This window comes from Virgisporangium aliadipatigenens (genome assembly GCF_016863615.1).
GTDB lineage: Bacteria > Actinomycetota > Actinomycetes > Mycobacteriales > Micromonosporaceae > Virgisporangium > Virgisporangium aliadipatigenens.
In genome coordinates, this window is record NZ_BOPF01000013.1 from 265,869 (window position 1) to 282,759 (window position 16,891).

The window sequence follows — 16,891 nt, forward strand, 5'->3', positions numbered from 1 at the left end:
CCATCGACGCGCCCCACCTGCGTTAGACCACCGGCGGGGCGACCGGCTCGGGGAGGCCGCCGAAGCGGCGGTCGCGCTTGGCGAAGATCTCACAGGCGTACCAGAGGTGCCGGCGGTCCATGTCCGGCCACATCGTGTCCAGCGAGATGTACTCCGCGTAGGCGGCCTGCCAGATCAGGAAGTTGGAGAGCCTGTTCTCCCCCGAGGAGCGCAGCACCACGTCGACGTCCGGCATGTCCGGCACGTACATGTACTTGGCCAGGCTCGCCTCGGTGATCCGCTCCGGCTTGATCTTGCCGGCGGCGGCGTCGGCGGCCAACCGCGCGGCGGCGTCGGCGATCTCCGCCCGGCCGCCGTAGTTGATGCACATGGTGAGCGTGAGCTTGTCGTTGTCCTTCGTCAGCTCCTCGGCGGTGCGCAGCTCGCTCAGCACCGAACGCCACAGCCGCGGCGTGCGACCCGCCCAACGCACCTTCACGCCGCGTTCGTGCAGCTCCTCGCGGCGCCGGTGGATGGTGTCGCGGTTGAAGCTCATCAGGAAGCGCACCTCGTCGGGCGAGCGCCGCCAGTTTTCCGTCGAGAACGCGTACGCCGTGACATGGCGCACACCGATTTCCAGTGCCCCCTCGACCACCTCGAACAGGGCGTGCTCGCCGCGCTCGTGCCCGGCGGTGCGGGGCAGCCCGCGGGCCTTCGCCCAGCGGCCGTTGCCGTCCATGATCACCGCCACGTGCCGGGGCAGCGCCTCCGGGGGCAACGCCGGCGGGCGAACCCCCGTCGGGTGCACCGTGGGCGGGCGGTACGTGCGGGTCACAGCGATCTACCTTTCTGTCTGCACAACAGGTTCGGCGGGGCGGCTCCGATCCACCAGCGGCAGCGAGCGTAGCGCGCGTTCCAGATGCCATTGCAGGTGCGCCGCCACGAGCCCGCTGGCCTCCCGCCGAACCGCGACCGGGCTCGAATCCGCGACCGTCCAGTCACCCTCCGACAGCGCACACATCAGCGCCAGCGTCGGCGGACCCGGGTTGGCGGCGCCCGGCGGCCGGCAGTCGCTGCACACGCTCCCACCGGCCGGCACCGAGAACCCCCGATGCGGCCCGGGCGTGGCACACACCGCGCACTCGCGCAGCGCGGGAGCCCAACCGGCGTACGCCATCGCACGAAGGAGATACGCATCCAGCACCAGTGCGGCCTCGTGCTCCCGGGCGGCGAGTGCCTTCAGCGCACCGAGCGTCAGCTGGAACAGCCGCAGCGACGGCTCCTGCTCCTCGGGCGAGAGCCGCTCGGCGGTCTCGGCGATGGCGCTCGCCGCCGTGTACCGCGGGTAGTCGCCCATCAGCCCGCCGCCGAACAGCGCGATGCCCTCCACCTGGCTGATCGAGTGCAGCGACCCGCGCCCCTCGGCGAACTGCACGTCCACGTGCCCGAACGGCTCCAACCGCCCGCCGAAGCGCGACGTGGTGCGCCGCACCCCCCGGGCCACGGCCCGGATCCGGCCGTGCCGACGGGTCAGCAGGGTGATGATCCGGTCGGACTCACCCAGCTTCTGCACACGGAGGACCACCGCGTCGTCGCGGAACAGCCGTCCCCGGAAGCCGGTCACCGTGCCATTGTGCCGCTCCACCCGGCCGATGGCGTCGGCACGGCATGTGGAGAAGTTGTGCTGATTCCCCCGGCGCGGATGGCTAGAAGCCCAGCTTGCGGAGCTGACGGGGATCGCGCTGCCAGTCCTTGGCGACGCGCACGTGCAGATCCAGGTACACCTTGGTGCCGAGCAGGTCCTCGATCGCCGGCCGCACGCGGGTGCCGATGTCGCGCAGGCGGCTCGCACCGGCGCCGATCACGATCGCCTTCTGGCTCTGGCGTTCGACGTAGACGTGGGCGTAGACCTTGGTCAGGTTGCCCTCGCGGATCATCTCCTCGACCACCACGGCGATCGAGTGCGGCAGTTCGTCCCGCACGCCCTCCAGCGCCGCCTCGCGCACCAGCTCGGCGATGAGCACCGCCTCCGGTTCGTCGGTGATCATGTCGTCCGGGTAGAGCCGCGGCGACTCGGGCAGGTGCCCGGTCATCACGTCGGTCAGGACGTCGACCTGCTCGCCGGCGACCGCGCTCACCGGCACGATGTCGGCGAACTCCCCCAGCCGCGACACGTCGAGCAGCTGCTTCGCGAGGCGTTCGCGGGAGACGAGGTCGGTCTTGGTGACCACGGCGACGAGCTTGGCCCGCAGCCCCTTGATCTCGCTCGCGATGAACCGGTCCCCGCGCCCGATCTCCTCGTCGGCCGGCAGGCACAGCCCGATCACGTCGACCTCGCTCCACGTCTCGCGCACGAGGTCGTTGAGGCGTTCGCCGAGCAGGGTGCGGGGGCGGTGCAGCCCCGGCGTGTCGACCAGGACCAGCTGCGCGTCCGGCCGGTGCAGCACGGCGCGGATGACGTGCCGGGTCGTCTGCGGCCGGCTCGACGTGATCGCGATCTTCTGCCCGACGATGGCGTTTGTCAGGGTCGACTTGCCGGCGTTGGGCCGCCCCACGAAACAGGCGAACCCCGCCCGGAACCGTTCACTCACCGCACAAACGCTAGTCGGTGACCGTGTCGACCACTGCGCCGGTAGGCGTCGCGAGGTACACGGGTGCCGCCGCCGACAGGTCCCGCACGGCGGCGAGCCCGGCGTCGTCCACCCCCGAACCCTCGGAGACGACCGCCGCGGCCTCCAGCTTGGCGGCGCCGGACGCCACCGCGTTGGCCACGGCGAGCTGCAGCGCGGAGAGGGTCAGCGACGGCAGCCGCACGTTGGCCGCCGCGTAGGTGCGCCCGTCGCCGTCCCGCACGGCCGCGCCCTCGATCGCGCCGATCCGCCCCCGCGCCGAACGGGCCAGCGTGACCAGCTTCGCGTCCTCGGCCGACAGCTCCTCAGGCATTGATCTCCTCCACCTCGTGGGCCTCCTGATCGGAGGGCTCGATCCGCCGCACCAGCAGTGTGTCGATGCGGTTGCGGCGCCCGGTGGTGCCCTCGGCGAGCAGGTGCAGCCCGCTGATCTCGGCCGTCGCGCCGGGGATCGGCACCCGGCCGATGGTCTGCGCCATGAGGCCGGCGACGGTCTCCACCTCATCGGCTTCCAGCTCCACGCCGAACAGCTCGCCGAGGTCCTCCACGGGCAGCCGGGCGGTGATCCGCACGGAGCCGTCGGGCAGCTTCTCGACCGGCGGGCGCTCGGCCACGTCGTACTCGTCGGTGATCTCGCCGACGATCTCCTCGACGATGTCCTCGATGGTGATCAGGCCGGCCGTGCCGCCGTACTCGTCGACGACGATCGCGATGTGGTTGCGGGCGGCCTGCATCTCCCGCAGCAGGTCGTCGATCGGCTTCGACTCCGGCACGAACGCCGCCTCGCGCATGATCTGCCCCACCGGCACGTCGTCGGCCCGCGGGTCGCCCATCGCGGTGCGCCGTACCAGGTCCTTCAGGTAGACGATCCCGAGCACGTCGTCGACGTTGTCCCCGATCACCGGCAGCCGGGAGAACCCGCTGCGCAGCGCCAGCACCAACGCCTGCCGCAGCGTCTTGTGCGCCTCGATCCAGACCATCTCGGTGCGCGGCACCATCACCTCGCGGGAGATCGTCTCCCCCAGCGCGAACACCGAGTGGATCATGTCCCGCTCGCCGTGCTCCACAACGCCGCGCTGCTCGGCGATGTCCACCAGCTCGCGCAGCTCCACCGTGGTGGCGAACGGCCCCTCCCGGTAGCCCTTGCCGGGCGTCACCGCGTTGCCGATCAGGATCAGCAGCGACGCGAGCGGCCCCAACGCCCGCCCCAGCCAGCGCACCAGCGGCGCGCTGATCCGGCCCACCCGGTACGCGTGCTGGCGGCCGAGCGTTCGCGGACCGACGCCCACGACGACGAAGCTCACCACCGTCATCGACCCCGCGGTCAGCAGCGCGGCGGACCAGTCGGCGCCGTAGGCGCCCATCGTCACCAGCGCGACCAGGGTGGTGGCGACCAGCTCGCAGGCCAGCCGCAGGAGCATCAGCAGGTTGATGTGCCGCGGGATATCGGCGGCGACGAGTTGGAGGGTCTTCGCGCCGCGCGCCCCCTCACGGACCAGCTCGGCCGTGCGGGCGGGCGAGACGGCGACCAGCGCGGCCTCCGTCATCGCGAAGAGGCCGGCGAGCACGATCAACCCGGCCGCGGTGGCGAGCAGGGTCGAGGCGGTCATGGTCAGGACTTCCCGGCCCCGCGCCAGCTGGAGAGGAGCCGGCCCTGGAGTCCGAACATCTCGCGCTCCTCGTCCGGCTCGGCGTGGTCGTAGCCGAGCAGGTGGAGCACGCCGTGCACGGTGAGCAGGGCCAGCTCGTCGGCGGCGGAGTGCCCGGCGGCCGCCGCCTGCTTGGCGGCCACCTCCGGGCAGAGCACGATGTCGCCGAGCAGCGACGGCTCGCCGCCGGTCGCCTCGCCCGGCCCGTGGTCGACGCTGCTCTCGTCCATCGGGAAGGCCAGCACGTCGGTCGGGCCGTCGCCGTCCATCCAGCGGTGGTTGAGCTCAGCCATGTACTCCGCGTCGACCAGCAGGACCGACAGCTCGGCGAGCGGATTGACGCCCATCTCGTCGAGCGCGTGCCGCGCCACCGACTGGATGGCGTCCGAGTCCACTTCCGCGCCGGACTCGTTGGCGATCTCGATCGACACAGGATCTCTTTCTTATCGAACGGTCTGAGTGACTACCGGCGCCGACCGCCGCGCACGTGCGGCGTCGTCGGCACGGCGTGCACGGGCTGCTGGCTCTCCTGCGCGGCGTCCCAGCGGTCGTAGGCGTCGACGATGTTGCTCACCAGCCGGTGCCGGACGACATCCGCGCTGCCGAGCGTCGCGAAGTGCACGTCCTCCAGCCCGTCGAGGATCTCCCGCACGACCCGCAGCCCGCTCTTGGTGCCGCCGGGCAGGTCGACCTGGGTGATGTCGCCGGTGACCACGATCTTGGAGCCGAACCCGAGCCGGGTCAGGAACATCTTCATCTGCTCGGGCGTGGTGTTCTGCGCCTCGTCCAGGATGATGAACGCGTCGTTGAGCGTGCGGCCGCGCATGTACGCCAGCGGGGCCACCTCGATCGTCCCCGCCGCCATGAGCTTCGGGATCGACTCGGGGTCGACCATGTCGTGCAGCGCGTCGTAGAGCGGCCGCAGGTACGGGTCGATCTTGTCGAACAGCGTGCCGGGCAGGAAGCCCAGCCGCTCCCCGGCCTCGACCGCCGGCCGGGTCAGGATGATCCGGTTGACCTGCTTGGCCTGCAACGCCTGCACGGCCTTCGCCATCGCGAGGTACGTCTTGCCGGTACCGGCCGGCCCGATGCCGAACACGATGGTGTGCTCGTCGATGGAGTCGACATAACGCTTCTGACCCAGGGTCTTCGGGCGGATCGTGCGCCCGCGCCGGGACAGGATGTTGAGCGTGAGGACCTCGGCGGGTCGCTCGGAGGTGCCCTCCTCGAGCATGCCGACGATCCGCCGCACGGCGTCAGCGGTCAGTGTCTCGCCCTTCTCGATGAGTTCGAGCAGCTCGGCGAAGATCCGCTCGGCCATGGCGTTGTCGGCCGGCTGCCCGGTGATGGTGATCTCGTTGCCACGGACGTGGACGTCGCTCGCGACGGAGCGCTCGATGAGGCGGAGCATCTGGTCGCCCGCGCCGAGCAGCTTCACCATCACGTGAGGGTCGTCCACCGTGATCCGGGTCTGGACGCTGACCGGGCTCTGCCGGGCGCCGGACTCCGCGGGGGTTTGCGATTCGGTCATGGGTCGGCCACGCGGGCCATATGCTCCTGATCTCGTGGGTTGGAGGTCCCTCCATGCTACGCGCCACGCGCGTGTACGGCCCTCCCGTTTTCCCCTGGGGAATGTCCCCTAACTGGGGTCCGGTTCGCTGGCCGGGACGGTGTCGAACGTCTCCTGACGCCGCGTGAACCGGTACGTGGCCCAGTGCATGCGCACCACCGTGCCGACCGCGTCGCGGGTCAGCCGCAGGAGTTCGCCGGCCTCCCGTCCGGACTCGGTGCGCAGCATGTCCCGACGCCCCTCGACCGGCACGAACGTCGCCGGCGGCCGGGCCGGATCGTCCGCCACCCCGCGGCTGCGCAGCTTGCCGTCGCGCCAGAAGAACACGTACTCGAAGCCCTCGCCCCACCAGCGGCCCAGGATCGAACGCAGGTCGTGCGGCGCCGGTTCGCCGGGGGTCCAGGGCTCGATCTCCACGGGGTCGTGCTCCGCCGCCAGGGTGAGCAGGGTGTGCGGCAGCTGCAGCACGTCCGCGCCGGTGCCCGAGGAGCCCAGGGCGGCCGCCCCGAACGCCCCCGGCGCCCCGTCACCCGGCCGGCGCCCGTAGACCGCCGCGAGGAACCCGGGCATCGCACCGTCGTGCCCCACGTGCACCACCCGGTGCGCCTTCTGCGGGATGGCGAGCAGCCCCAACCCGAACGCCGCACCCCAGCGCGCCTCGTCGGTGACCGTTCGCGGGTAGCGCATCTCGTCGACCGTGTCGGCGGCGAGCACCGCGTGCTCGGGATCCACCGCGGCCGGATCGGCCAGGAACGCCGCCCACTTCGCCATGTCGGCGGCGGTGCTCCAGAGCTGCGCGGCGGGGCTCAGCGCGCGGCAGTCCATGTTCGGCTCGGGGCGGGCGTGATCGGAGTACTCGTCGACGAGGTAGCCGACGGCCGCCTGCGGCGGCGGTTCGAGCGTGGTGGCCGTGAGGCGCAGCGGGGTCAGCACGCGTTCGGTGAGGGCCTTGGCCCAGGTGGTGCCGCGCTTGGTGGCGACAACCTCGCCGAGCAGGGCGAACGCCAGGTTGGAGTAGTGGAAGCGGCGGCCGGTCGGCAGGACCCGTTCGGCGCGGGCCAGGTCGGCCAGCAGCGAGTCCTCCTCCGGCGTGGCCAGGGTGTCCCAGACGTCGCCGTACGGCTCCCGCTGGAGGCCGGCGGAGTGGGAGAGCAGCCGCGCCAGGGTCAGCGTCCCGTGGGTCGGCACGTCGAGGTGCTCGTCCAGCGGGTCGTCGAGGTCGAGCGCACCCTCGTCGCGCAGCTGCATCAGCAGCACCGCCGTGAACGTCTTCGTGACCGAGCCGATCCGGAACCGGGTGTCCGCCCCCGCCGGCAGCGCCTCCCCGGAACCGACCTGGAATGTCCACAGTGGACGATCGTCACGGTGCACCGCCACGGAGACCGCCGGGATGCGCCCGTGCGCCTGCGCCTTCCGGACCTCGCGTTCCAGCCGCCGGGCCGTGGCGCTCATGAAGGCAGCATGCGGCCGAGGGGACGGCCGCCGACGACGTGCGCGTGCACGTGGAAGACCTCCTGACCGCCGTTCGGGCCGGTGTTGAAGATCACTCGGAACCCGTCGTCCCGAAGGCCCTCCGCCGTGGCCACCTCGCCCGCCATCGCCAGCACCTCGCCGGCCAGTGCCGGGTCGGCCGCCGCCAGGCTCGCCACGTCGGCGTGGTGCTCCCGCGGGATCACCAGAACGTGCACCGGCGCCTTCGGGTCGATGTCCCGAAACGCCAGCACCCGATCGGTGGACTGGACGACCGTCGCGGGGATCTCGCCCGCGACGATGCGGCAGAAGAGGCAATCGGCAGTCACGTTCCGCATCGTACGCAGGTGACCTTGATGTCCGGTGCCGACTCCTACCAGCGACCCAGCCGAACGGAGAGCGCCGCCACCGCGGCCGCCCCGGCGGTCGACGTCCGCATCACCGTGGGCCCCATCCGCACCGGCACGGCACCGGCGGCGGTGAACGCGGCCAGCTCCGCGTCGTCGACGCCGCCCTCGGGGCCGACCACGAGCACGATCTCCCCGGCCGGCGGCAGCGGCACCGTGGACAGCGCGACGTCGGCCGCCTCGTGCAGCACGTAGGCGCCGGAGGCCTTCCCCAGGAGAAGTGCGACCTCGGCGGTCTTCGCGCCCGGGCGCACCGGCGGCAGCCACGCCCGCCGCGCCTGCTTGGCCGACTCGCGCGCCGTCGAACGCCACCGCTGGAGCGGCCGCTCGTCCTTCCAGCGGGCCACGCTGCGCGCCGCCGCCCACGGGACGATCGCGTCGACCCCGACCTCGGTCATGGTGGCGACGGCCAGCTCACCGCGGTCGCCCTTGGCGATGCCCTGGACGACCGTGATCGTGGGGTCGGGCGCGGCGACGTTCGACCGCGTGGTGATCCGGGTGTCGAGGGTGCCCTTGCCGACGGCCGTGACCAGCGCGGACGCCGTGCCGCCGCGACCGTCGGCGAGGATCAGCGCCTCACCGACGCGCAGCCGCTGGACCACCGAGGCGTGGTGCCCCTCCGGCCCGTCGAGGCGGCACGAATCCCCGCCGGGCAGCTCCTCGACGAGAAAGACCGGGAGACCCACTAGGCTTCCCGCGCAAGCGTCGTGACGGCGCCTGAGGCACCGTCTTCCCTCGTCGCTTCGCTCCTCAGTCCAGACGGCACCGCACCGCCACGACGCGCGCTCACCTAGTGCCCGTTGAACGCGTCCCGCATGCGGCTGAAGAACCCGCCGTGCTTCGACAGCTCGGCGACCTCCTCGCCGCGCATCCGGGCGAACTCCCGCAGCGCCCGCTCCTCGTCGGCCGACAGCCGCTGCGGCGTGCGCACGTCGAGGTGCACGAACAGGTCACCGCGTCCGGCGCCGCGCAGGTGCGGCACGCCCTTCTCGCGGATCCGCAGCGTGGCGCCCGGCTGGGTACCGGCCTTGACCTCGACCGCCTCCTCGCCGTCGAGCGTCTTGATGGTGAGCCGGGTGCCGAGGGCGGCCGCGGTCATCGGGACGGTCACCCGGCAGTGCAGGTCGTCGCCCTTGCGGGAGAACACGTCGTGCGGGCGCTCCGCGATCTCCACGTAGAGGTCGCCGGGCGGGCCGCCACCGGGGCCGACCTCGCCCTGCTGGGCCAGCCGGATGCGCATGCCGTCCTCGACACCGGCCGGGATCTTGACGGTGAGGCTGCGCCGGGTGCGCACCCGGCCGTCGCCGCCGCAGGTGGAGCATGGGTGCGGGATCACGGTGCCGAACCCCTGACAGGCCACGCACGGCCGGGCCGAGATCACCTGACCGAGGAACGTGCGCTGGACCGACTGCACCTCGCCGCGCCCACCGCAGGCGTCGCAGGTCGCGGGGTGCGTGCCGGCCGCGGCACCGGCACCGCTGCAGGTGGTGCAGAGGACGGCCGTGTCGACCGAGATCGGCGCCTCCACCCCGAACGACGTCTCGTCCAGGTCGAGCTCCAGCCGCAGGATCGCGTCGGCGCCGGGGCGTACGCGGGGCCGGGGCCCACGGGCCGCGCTGGTGCCGAAGAAGGCGTCCATGATGTTCTGGAAGTCGACGAACGACCCGCCACCGGGACCGCCCATCCCGCCGCCCCCGCCGAACGGGTCGCCGCCCAGGTCGTGCATCTCCCGCTTCTTCGGGTCGGAGAGCACCTCGTAGGCCGTGTTGACCTCTTTGAACTTCTCCTGGGCCGACGGGTCGGGGTTGATGTCCGGGTGCAGCTCACGGGCCAGCTTGCGGTAGGCCTTCTTGATCTCGTCGGGGGACGCCTCTCGGCTCACACCGAGGATCCCGTAGTAGTCCTTCGCCACGCCCGCCCTATTCATCATCGCTGTTTGGCCTTACTCAGCTCTGCGCCAGCAGGTCGCCGACGTACCGTGCGACGGCGCGCACCGTCGCGATGGTGCCGGGGTAGTCCATCCGGGTCGGGCCGAGCACGCCCATCCCACCGACGACGGTAGCTCCCGGCCCGTACCCGGTCGTCACGATCGACGTCCCGCGCAGGTCCTCGATTTCGTTTTCGTCCCCGATGCGCACTCTCATGCTGGGCTCGACCGCACCGAAGAGCTTCAGGAGGATGACCTCTTCCTCCAACGCCTCCAGAATCGGCCTCAGCGAGCCCTGCAAGTCAAACACACCGGTGCGAGCGAGGTTGGCCGTGCCGGCCAGCATCACCCGCTCCTCCCGGCGCTCCACCAGCGTCTCCAGCAGCACCGTGGCCAGGGCGATCATCGGCGCCCGCAGCGTCGGGGCCACCTCTTCGACCAGCGCCTGCACCAGCGGCGGCGCGTCGACGAGCCGGCGGCCGGCGAGCTTCTCGTTGATCAGGCGGCGCAGCTCGGTGACGTCGTCGTGCGGCACCTGGTCCGGCAGGTCGACCAGCCGCTGCTCGACCCGCCCGGTGTCGGCGATCATCACGATCAGCACCCGCGTGGTCGACACCGGCACCAGCTCCAGGTGCCGCACGCTCGACCGGGTCAGGCTCGGGTACTGCACCACCGCCACCTGCCGGGTCAGCTGCGCCAGCAGCCGAACGGTGCGGTGCACCACGTCGTCGAGGTCGAGCGCGCCGACCAGGAAGCGCTCGATCGCGCGGCGCTCGGCCGGCGAGAGCGGCTTGACCCGGGACAGCTTGTCCACGAACAGCCGGTAGCCGCGGTCGGTGGGCACCCGGCCGGCACTGGTGTGCGGCTGCCGGATGTAGCCCTCGTCCTCCAGAACGGCCATGTCGTTGCGCACCGTCGCCGGCGAGACTCCCAGCTGGTGCCGCTCGACCAGAGCCTTGCTGCCGACCGGCTCCTGAGTGGACACGTAGTCCTGGACGATCGCGCGCAGCACCTCCAGCTTGCGGTCGTCGAGTGACAACGGGCACCTCCCCCAGGATCCAGACAGCCGGCCCGCCCGAACGGGCAGCCGGCTGGCACTCCACAACGACGAGTGCCAGTCTACTTCGCCGGGCCGTTCAAAGCGACGGCCGAACCCGCCGACGGTCGCGCGACGCGCCGTGATCACGACTGGCGGGGCTGGTCGGACGGTCCTACCGTGACGGCCATGACAGAACCACCTCGCCCGGCAGGCGATCCGGGCGACGATCCCAACAAGCCCGCCGGCTACACCATCCCCGGCGGCACGCCGGAGCAGAGCGGCGCCGCACCGACCAGCGGCGGGTACAGCATGCCGGGCAGCGGCGGCGACTACGGTCCCCCGCCGACCGACCAGGGCGGTTATGGCACACCGTCGGCTCCCGCCAGCGGCGGCGGCTACACCCCGCCGGCGGCACCGGCGAGCGGCGGCGGGTACGCCGCTCCCGCGTCCGACTACACCGCGCAGTCCGGTGGGGCGTTCCCGCCGCCGACCGGTGGACAGAGCTACCCGCCGCCGACCGGTGGACAGAGTTTCCCGCCGTCGAGCGGAGGGCCGGCGTACCCGGACACCGGGGCGTACAGCCAGTCGACCAGCGGCGCCGGCGCGTACGGCGCGCCCGGCCCGGGTGCCTACCCGCCGCCCGGTGGGCCGCAGCCCGGTCAGCCCGGCTACGGCGGCTACGGGCAGCAGGCCTACGCCGGCACCCCGGACGAGAAGAACATGATCATGGTGGCGCACTGGGGCGGCGTCGCGGGCGTTCTCATCGGTGGTGCGCTGTTCGGGTGGGTGGGGCCGCTGATCGCGTACCTGGCCAAGGGGAACACCTCCCCGCTCGTGCGGGCGCACGCGCTGGCCACGCTCAACTTCCACATCACCTGGGTGGGCATCAACGCGATCGCGTGGGTGATCACGATCTGCACGCTGTTCTTCGCGTCGCCGCTGCTGATCCTGACCGGTATCGCGTGCCTGGTGATCAGCATCATCGGCGCGGTGAAGGCGACCAACGGGGAGTACTGGAACTACCCGCTGACGATTCCCATCATCAAGTAAGCAGCCATCAGGTAGCTGTCAGAAGGTCCCGCACCACACCGTCTGCCAGGAGCCGGCCGCGCAGGGTCAACACGACGCGGCCGGCTTCCAGCTTCGCGGGGTCGAGCAGTCCGGCCTCCGCCTGGCGCAGCGCCTCCTTGCGACCCGCCTCGTCGAGGTGCTCCAGCGGGAGGCCGTCGCGCAGGCGGACGCGCAGCATCACGTCCTCGGTGTGGCGTTCGTCGGCGGTGAGGGTCTCCCGGCCGACCGCGGGCCAGCCGTCGGCCACCGCCCTGGCGTACGCGCTCGGGTGGCGGACGTTCCACCAGCGGACGCCGCCGACGTGGCTGTGCGCGCCGGGGCCGAGCCCCCACCAGTCGCCGCCGGCCCAGTACAGCAGGTTGTGCCGGCAGCGGGCCGCGTCGTCGCGCGCCCAGTTCGACACCTCGTACCAGGAAAAACCGGCCGCCGTCAGCGCCCGTTCCGCGGCCAGGTAGCGGTCCGCCGCCACATCGTCGTCCGGATACGGGAGAACGCCCTTACGCATGGCCGTCGCCAGTCGGGTGCCGTCCTCGACGATCAACGCGTAGGCGCTCACGTGATCCACCCCGGCCGCCACCACGGCGTCGAGGGAGGCGGCGAAGTCCTCCGGGCGTTCCCCCGGAGTGCCGTAGATCAGGTCGAGGTTGACGTGGTCGAACCCGGCGTCGCGGGCCTCGAGCGCGGCGGACACCGCCCGCCCGGGGGTGTGCCGGCGCTCGAGCACCTTCAGCACGTGCGGCGCCGCCGACTGCATCCCCAGCGAGATCCGGGTGAAGCCGGCGGCCCGCAGCTCGCGCAGCGACGACGGGTCGACCGACTCGGGATTCGCCTCGGTGGTGATCTCCGCGCCGTCCGCCAGGCCCCAGGTCCGGTCGATCTCGGCGAGGATCCGGCCCAGCTCGGACGGGGCCAGGAGGGTCGGCGTCCCGCCACCGACGAACACCGTGTCGACCCGGCGCGGGGTGACCACCGACGCGGCCCGGCGCAGCTCGGCGAGCACCTGGTCGACGTAACCGTCCCGGCCCGCCTCGTCCGGCGTGTACGTGTTGAAGTCGCAGTACCCGCAGCGGCTCGCGCAGAACGGCACGTGCGCGTACACCCCGAACCCGTGCTCGCCGGCCGGGGTGCCGGGTGGGACGGGGCCGGTGGCCGGGACCGGCTCACCGGACGGGAGAGCGCCGGGCATGGGCACCACGCTAGCGTGCGGGCATGATCCGGCTCTCCGTCGAGGCGGGCGTGGCCACGGTGACGCTAGACCGTCCCGAGGCGCGCAACGCCCTCTCCACCGCCCTGATCGAACGCCTCCTCGACGCGTTGACGCAGGTCACCGAGGATCCGGCGGTGCGCGTGGCAGTGCTGTCGCACACCGGGCCGGCGTTCTGCGCGGGCGCCGACCTCAAGGAGACGGCCGCCGTTCTGGCGTCCGGCGGGGTGCCGGTGGCGCGGCTCGGCGAGGTGCTCACCGCGATCTGGGAGTGCCCCAAGCCGGTCGTGGCGCGCGTGGGCGGGGCGGCCCGCGCGGGCGGGCTCGGGCTGCTGGCCGCCGCCGACGTGGCGATCTGCGCCGACGACGTGACGTTCCAGTTCACCGAGGTGCGCATCGGGGTGGTGCCGGCCGTGATCTCGGCGACCGTGCTGCCCCGCCTGGCCCCGCGCGCGGCGGCCGAACTCTTCCTCACCGGTGCCGTGTTCGACGCGCGGCGGGCCGTGGAGATCGGGCTCGTGACGGCCGCCGTTCCCGCCGCCGAACTGGACGCCACCGTCGCGCGGTACGCCGAGGACCTGCGGCGCGGGGCGCCCGGGGCGCTGGCCGCCACGAAGGCGCTGCTCAACCGGCGGGCCGCCGCCGACCTGCCCGGGCAGTTGGCGGAGCTGACCCGCATGTCGGTGGGCTTCTTCACCGGCGCCGAGGGGCGGGAGGGGATGGCCGCCGCGCGGGAGAAGCGGTCGCCGTCCTGGCTCTCCTGAACCTTTCACCCTGCTTTCCGGGATTCCCGCAGGTGAGGGGCATGCGATCGGGATGGTCGACATCGACCTTCGTTGACGGTCGGCCCGGGCGTTCCTAGCGTCCGCGCCACCCGACTACGGAGGCGACCATGCGTTCCAGCAGATGGCTCGCGGCTGCGGCCGTCCTCACCGCGGCCGCGTCGGTCCTCGTGGCGTGGGGCTACGGCGCCCCCGACGCCGCGGCGGCCGCGGACCCGATCGTGGTCGTCGACGACACCTTCGAGGACGGCACCGTCCAGGGCTGGACCCCGCGCGCCGACGAGACCGTCGCGCACAGCACGGCCGTCGCGCACGCCGGCACCGGCAGCCTCGTCGTCACCGGCCGCACCCGCACCTGGGAGGGCCCGACCAGGAACCTCCTCGACACGATGCGGGCCGGCACCCGGTACACGTTCGGCGTGTACGTGCGGCTGGCCGCCGGCACCGCCGACACCCAGCTGAGCCTCAGCCTCGAACGCCAGTGGCAGGGCACCGCCAACTACGAACAGATCACCGGCAACGCCACCGTAAGCGCCGGCGGCTGGACCCTGCTCACCGGCAGCTACACGCTCGCCAACGACGTCGACTTCCTCTCGGTCTACGTCGAGGCGGTGAGCAGCGCCGACGCGTCGTTCCACCTCGACGACTTCACCGTGTCGTACGTGCCGGAGCTGCCCATCCAGACGGACATCCCGGCGCTGAAGACGTTCCTGGCCGGCGACTTCGAGATCGGCGCGGCGGTCGGCCGGGCGCAGCTGCTCGGCAACCACGCGCAGTTGCTCAACCGGCACTTCGACTCGATCACCGCCGGGAACGCCATGAAGTGGGACGCGACCGAGCCGACCGAGGGCACCTACACCTGGACCGACGCCGACGCGATCGTCAACTACGCCCGCACGAACGGCATGCGGCTGCGCGGGCACACGCTCGTGTGGCACAACCAGACCCCGGCCTGGGTGTTCCAGAACGCCTCCGGCGGTCCCCTCACCGACAGCGCCGCCGACAAGGCGATCCTGCTGACCCGGCTGGAGAACCACATCCGCGCGGTCGCCGGCCGTTACGCCGCCGACGTCGACCACTGGGACGTGGCAAACGAGGTCATCGACGAGAACCAGCCCGACGGCCTGCGCCGCAGCGACTGGTACACCATCGCCGGCCTCGACTACCTGCGCACGGCGTTCCGGGTGGCCCGCGAGGTGGCGCCGAACGCGAAGCTGTTCATCAACGACTACAACACCAACGTCACCACCAAGCGGGACAAGCTGTACGCGCTGGTCGCGCAGCTGCGGGCCGAGGGCGTGCCGATCGACGGCGTCGGTCACCAGATGCACGTCAACATCGACTGGCCGTCGGTGTCGGAGACCGAGGCGATGCTGCATAAGTTCATCCCGTTGGGCGTGGACCAGCAGATCACCGAGATGGACGTCAGCGTCTACACCAACGGCTCGGAGTCGCTGCCGGCCATCCCCCAGGAGCGCCTGATCAAGCAGGCCGACCGGTACCGGGACCTGTTCGCGCTGTACCGCCGGTACAGGGACGACATCAGCTCCGTGACGCTGTGGGGGCTGGCCGACGACGACACCTGGCTGAGCACGTTCCCGATCGCGCGGCTGGAGGCGCCGCTGCTGTTCGACACGCGGCTGCAGGCGAAGCCGGCGTACTGGGGCATCGTCGACCCGTCCCGGGTGACCCCGACGCCCGGCTCCCCGTCGGCCGCCTCGCCCTCACCCAGCCGTTCCGGCGCGTCCCCTTCGCCGAGCCGCTCCAGCGCGTCTGCGTCACCGAGCCGGAGCAGCGCGGCGCCGGGGAACTGCGCCGTCGACTACACCGTCGTCAGCAGTTGGCCCGGCGGCTTCCACGGCGAGGTGCGCGTCGCCAACACCGGCACGGCACCGGTCAACGGCTGGACCCTGCGGTGGACCTTCGCCAACGGCCAGCAGGTCACCCAGGCCTGGGGCGGCACCGCCACCCAGTCCGGCGCGGCCGTCACCGTCACGAACGCCTCCTGGAGCGGCATGCTCGTACCCGGCGGCACGGCCACGGTCGGCTTCCTCGCCACCTGGACCGGCACCAACGCCGAGCCCACGGCGTTCACCCTGAACGGAGGGACGTGCGCGGTCCGCTGAAACGGGCTCCCGAAACCGTGCCGACGGGGACGCCTCTTGACACCTGTCCGACGGCGTCCCGCTTACCCTTGGGCGATGCGTAAGGGCACGGTGGCGATCGGTTTCGTGGCCATGGTCACGATGGCGGCTGTGGGCGGGCACTACTTCGTCCAGCAGTTCGACGACCTGCCGCTGCCCTCGCTGCCCGGGCTCGCCTGCGACGTGCGGGCCGACGGCGACGGGACGATCCCGCTGAGCAACGAGCAGATGGCCAACGCGGCCACGATCTCGGCGGTCGGCATCCGGCGCGGCATCCCTCGCCGCGGCGTGGTCGTCGCCCTGGCCACCGCCTGGCAGGAGTCGAAGATCGAAAACCGGGAGGGCGGCGACCGGGACTCGATCGGCCTGTTCCAGCAGCGGCCGAGCAAGGACTGGGGCACGCCGGAGCAGATCTCCGATCCGCGCTACGCGACGAACGCGTTCTACGACGCGCTGCTCAAGGTGCCCAACTGGCAGAAGCTGCGGGTCACCGAGGCGGCGCAGGCCGTGCAGATCAGCGCCTACCCCGAGGCGTACGAGCAGTGGGCGGCCCGGGCGGAGCAACTGGCGGCCGCGCTCGGCGGCGACCGGACCGGCGCGGTCTCCTGCGAGGTGCGCGACGCCCCGCAGACCACGGGCGCCGCGGCGGTGAAGGCGCTCGCCGCGACCCTGAAGCTCGACTGGGGCGACATCCGCAGCACGTCGCAGGAATCCAGCATCTCCATCACCGTGCGTAACGAGAGTGCGGGCTGGCAGTACGCCCACTGGCTCGTGGCGCACGCCGCGGGACAGGGCGTGCAGCGCGTCAGGTACAACGGGCAGGAGTGGACCGCCAAGTCCGGGACCTGGGAAAAGAGCGCCTCCGAGGCGGCCGGTGCGACGAAACAGGCGGTTTCCGCCGACGTGGCAACCTGACCTGTGGGCCGTTAGGAGGATGCCTCCCCGTCTTCCCCGAAGGCTCTGCCGCGTTACCATCAGTCGTTCTGAAGAGGGGTTCGCGTTTCTGCGGGCGGTTTCCC

The 16,891-nt window shown here is 72.1% G+C and carries 17 protein-coding genes; 4 read left to right on the forward strand and 13 right to left on the reverse strand.

Annotated features, from left to right (window positions below; all coding sequences use genetic code 11):
• Positions 1-22: 22 nt before the first annotated feature.
• The 12 genes from Val02_RS19960 to hrcA all read right to left on the reverse strand — a co-directional run bounded on the left by Val02_RS19960 (position 23) and on the right by hrcA (position 10,671).
• Positions 23-814 (reverse strand): isoprenyl transferase, encoded by a 792-nt coding sequence (locus tag Val02_RS19960; RefSeq protein WP_203900624.1) that lies wholly within the window; start codon positions 812-814, stop codon positions 23-25.
• A 6-nt stretch (positions 815-820) separates the two neighbouring features.
• The gene (gene recO, locus Val02_RS19965; RefSeq protein ID WP_203900625.1) at positions 821-1,603 is read right to left on the reverse strand and encodes a DNA repair protein RecO; all 783 of its coding nucleotides are present in this window, start codon (positions 1,601-1,603) and stop codon (positions 821-823) included.
• Positions 1,604-1,685: 82 nt separating this feature from the next.
• A complete protein-coding gene (gene era, locus Val02_RS19970; RefSeq protein ID WP_203900626.1) occupies positions 1,686-2,570 on the reverse strand; it encodes a GTPase Era in 885 nt (294 codons plus the stop codon).
• Between the two features lie 10 nt (positions 2,571-2,580).
• Complete coding sequence (locus Val02_RS19975) at positions 2,581-2,922, reverse strand: cytidine deaminase-like protein (RefSeq protein ID WP_203900627.1); 342 nt, start codon at positions 2,920-2,922, stop codon at positions 2,581-2,583.
• Entirely contained in the window at positions 2,915-4,219 is a 1,305-nt protein-coding gene (locus tag Val02_RS19980; protein ID WP_203900628.1) for a hemolysin family protein, read from the reverse strand. The genes Val02_RS19975 and Val02_RS19980 overlap by 8 nt, the downstream gene beginning before the upstream one ends.
• 2 nt (positions 4,220-4,221) lie before the next feature.
• Positions 4,222-4,689, reverse strand: coding sequence for an rRNA maturation RNase YbeY (gene ybeY / locus Val02_RS19985; RefSeq protein WP_203900629.1), 468 nt, complete (start codon positions 4,687-4,689; stop codon positions 4,222-4,224).
• Between the two features lie 32 nt (positions 4,690-4,721).
• Positions 4,722-5,789, reverse strand: a complete 1,068-nt coding sequence (locus Val02_RS19990; protein ID WP_203900630.1) for a PhoH family protein — start codon at positions 5,787-5,789, stop codon at positions 4,722-4,724.
• Between the two features lie 108 nt (positions 5,790-5,897).
• Positions 5,898-7,280: a serine hydrolase domain-containing protein gene (locus tag Val02_RS19995; protein ID WP_203900631.1), complete on the reverse strand. Its 1,383-nt coding sequence runs from the start codon at positions 7,278-7,280 to the stop codon at positions 5,898-5,900.
• A complete protein-coding gene (locus Val02_RS20000; RefSeq protein WP_239153191.1) occupies positions 7,277-7,627 on the reverse strand; it encodes a histidine triad nucleotide-binding protein in 351 nt (116 codons plus the stop codon). The genes Val02_RS19995 and Val02_RS20000 overlap by 4 nt, the downstream gene beginning before the upstream one ends.
• Before the next feature lie 44 nt (positions 7,628-7,671).
• On the reverse strand, positions 7,672-8,391 hold the full coding sequence (locus tag Val02_RS20005; RefSeq protein ID WP_203900633.1) for a 16S rRNA (uracil(1498)-N(3))-methyltransferase: 720 nt from the start codon (positions 8,389-8,391) through the stop codon (positions 7,672-7,674).
• A 104-nt stretch (positions 8,392-8,495) separates the two neighbouring features.
• Positions 8,496-9,617, reverse strand: a complete 1,122-nt coding sequence (gene dnaJ, locus Val02_RS20010; protein ID WP_203900666.1) for a molecular chaperone DnaJ — start codon at positions 9,615-9,617, stop codon at positions 8,496-8,498.
• 34 nt (positions 9,618-9,651) lie between these two features.
• Positions 9,652-10,671 carry a heat-inducible transcriptional repressor HrcA gene (hrcA, locus tag Val02_RS20015; protein WP_203900634.1) on the reverse strand — a complete coding sequence of 340 codons (1,020 nt, stop codon included), beginning with the start codon at positions 10,669-10,671 and terminating at the stop codon, positions 9,652-9,654.
• Positions 10,672-10,857: 186 nt separating this feature from the next.
• Here hrcA and Val02_RS20020 point away from each other — a divergent pair, with 186 nt between their 5' ends.
• Complete coding sequence (locus Val02_RS20020; RefSeq protein ID WP_203900635.1) at positions 10,858-11,721, forward strand: DUF4870 domain-containing protein; 864 nt, start codon at positions 10,858-10,860, stop codon at positions 11,719-11,721.
• Between the two features lie 7 nt (positions 11,722-11,728).
• On the opposite strand, the gene hemW is transcribed toward Val02_RS20020, so the two are convergent.
• The gene (gene hemW / locus Val02_RS20025) at positions 11,729-12,928 is read right to left on the reverse strand and encodes a radical SAM family heme chaperone HemW (protein WP_203900636.1); all 1,200 of its coding nucleotides are present in this window, start codon (positions 12,926-12,928) and stop codon (positions 11,729-11,731) included.
• Positions 12,929-12,951: 23 nt separating this feature from the next.
• Here hemW and Val02_RS20030 point away from each other — a divergent pair, with 23 nt between their 5' ends.
• The 3 genes from Val02_RS20030 to Val02_RS20040 all read left to right on the forward strand — a co-directional run bounded on the left by Val02_RS20030 (position 12,952) and on the right by Val02_RS20040 (position 16,787).
• Complete coding sequence (locus Val02_RS20030) at positions 12,952-13,710, forward strand: enoyl-CoA hydratase-related protein (protein WP_203900637.1); 759 nt, start codon at positions 12,952-12,954, stop codon at positions 13,708-13,710.
• A 128-nt stretch (positions 13,711-13,838) separates the two neighbouring features.
• Positions 13,839-15,854 carry an endo-1,4-beta-xylanase gene (locus Val02_RS20035; RefSeq protein WP_203900638.1) on the forward strand — a complete coding sequence of 672 codons (2,016 nt, stop codon included), beginning with the start codon at positions 13,839-13,841 and terminating at the stop codon, positions 15,852-15,854.
• A gap of 75 nt (positions 15,855-15,929) precedes the next feature.
• Positions 15,930-16,787 (forward strand): hypothetical protein, encoded by an 858-nt coding sequence (locus tag Val02_RS20040; protein WP_239153192.1) that lies wholly within the window; start codon positions 15,930-15,932, stop codon positions 16,785-16,787.
• Positions 16,788-16,891: the final 104 nt, after the last annotated feature.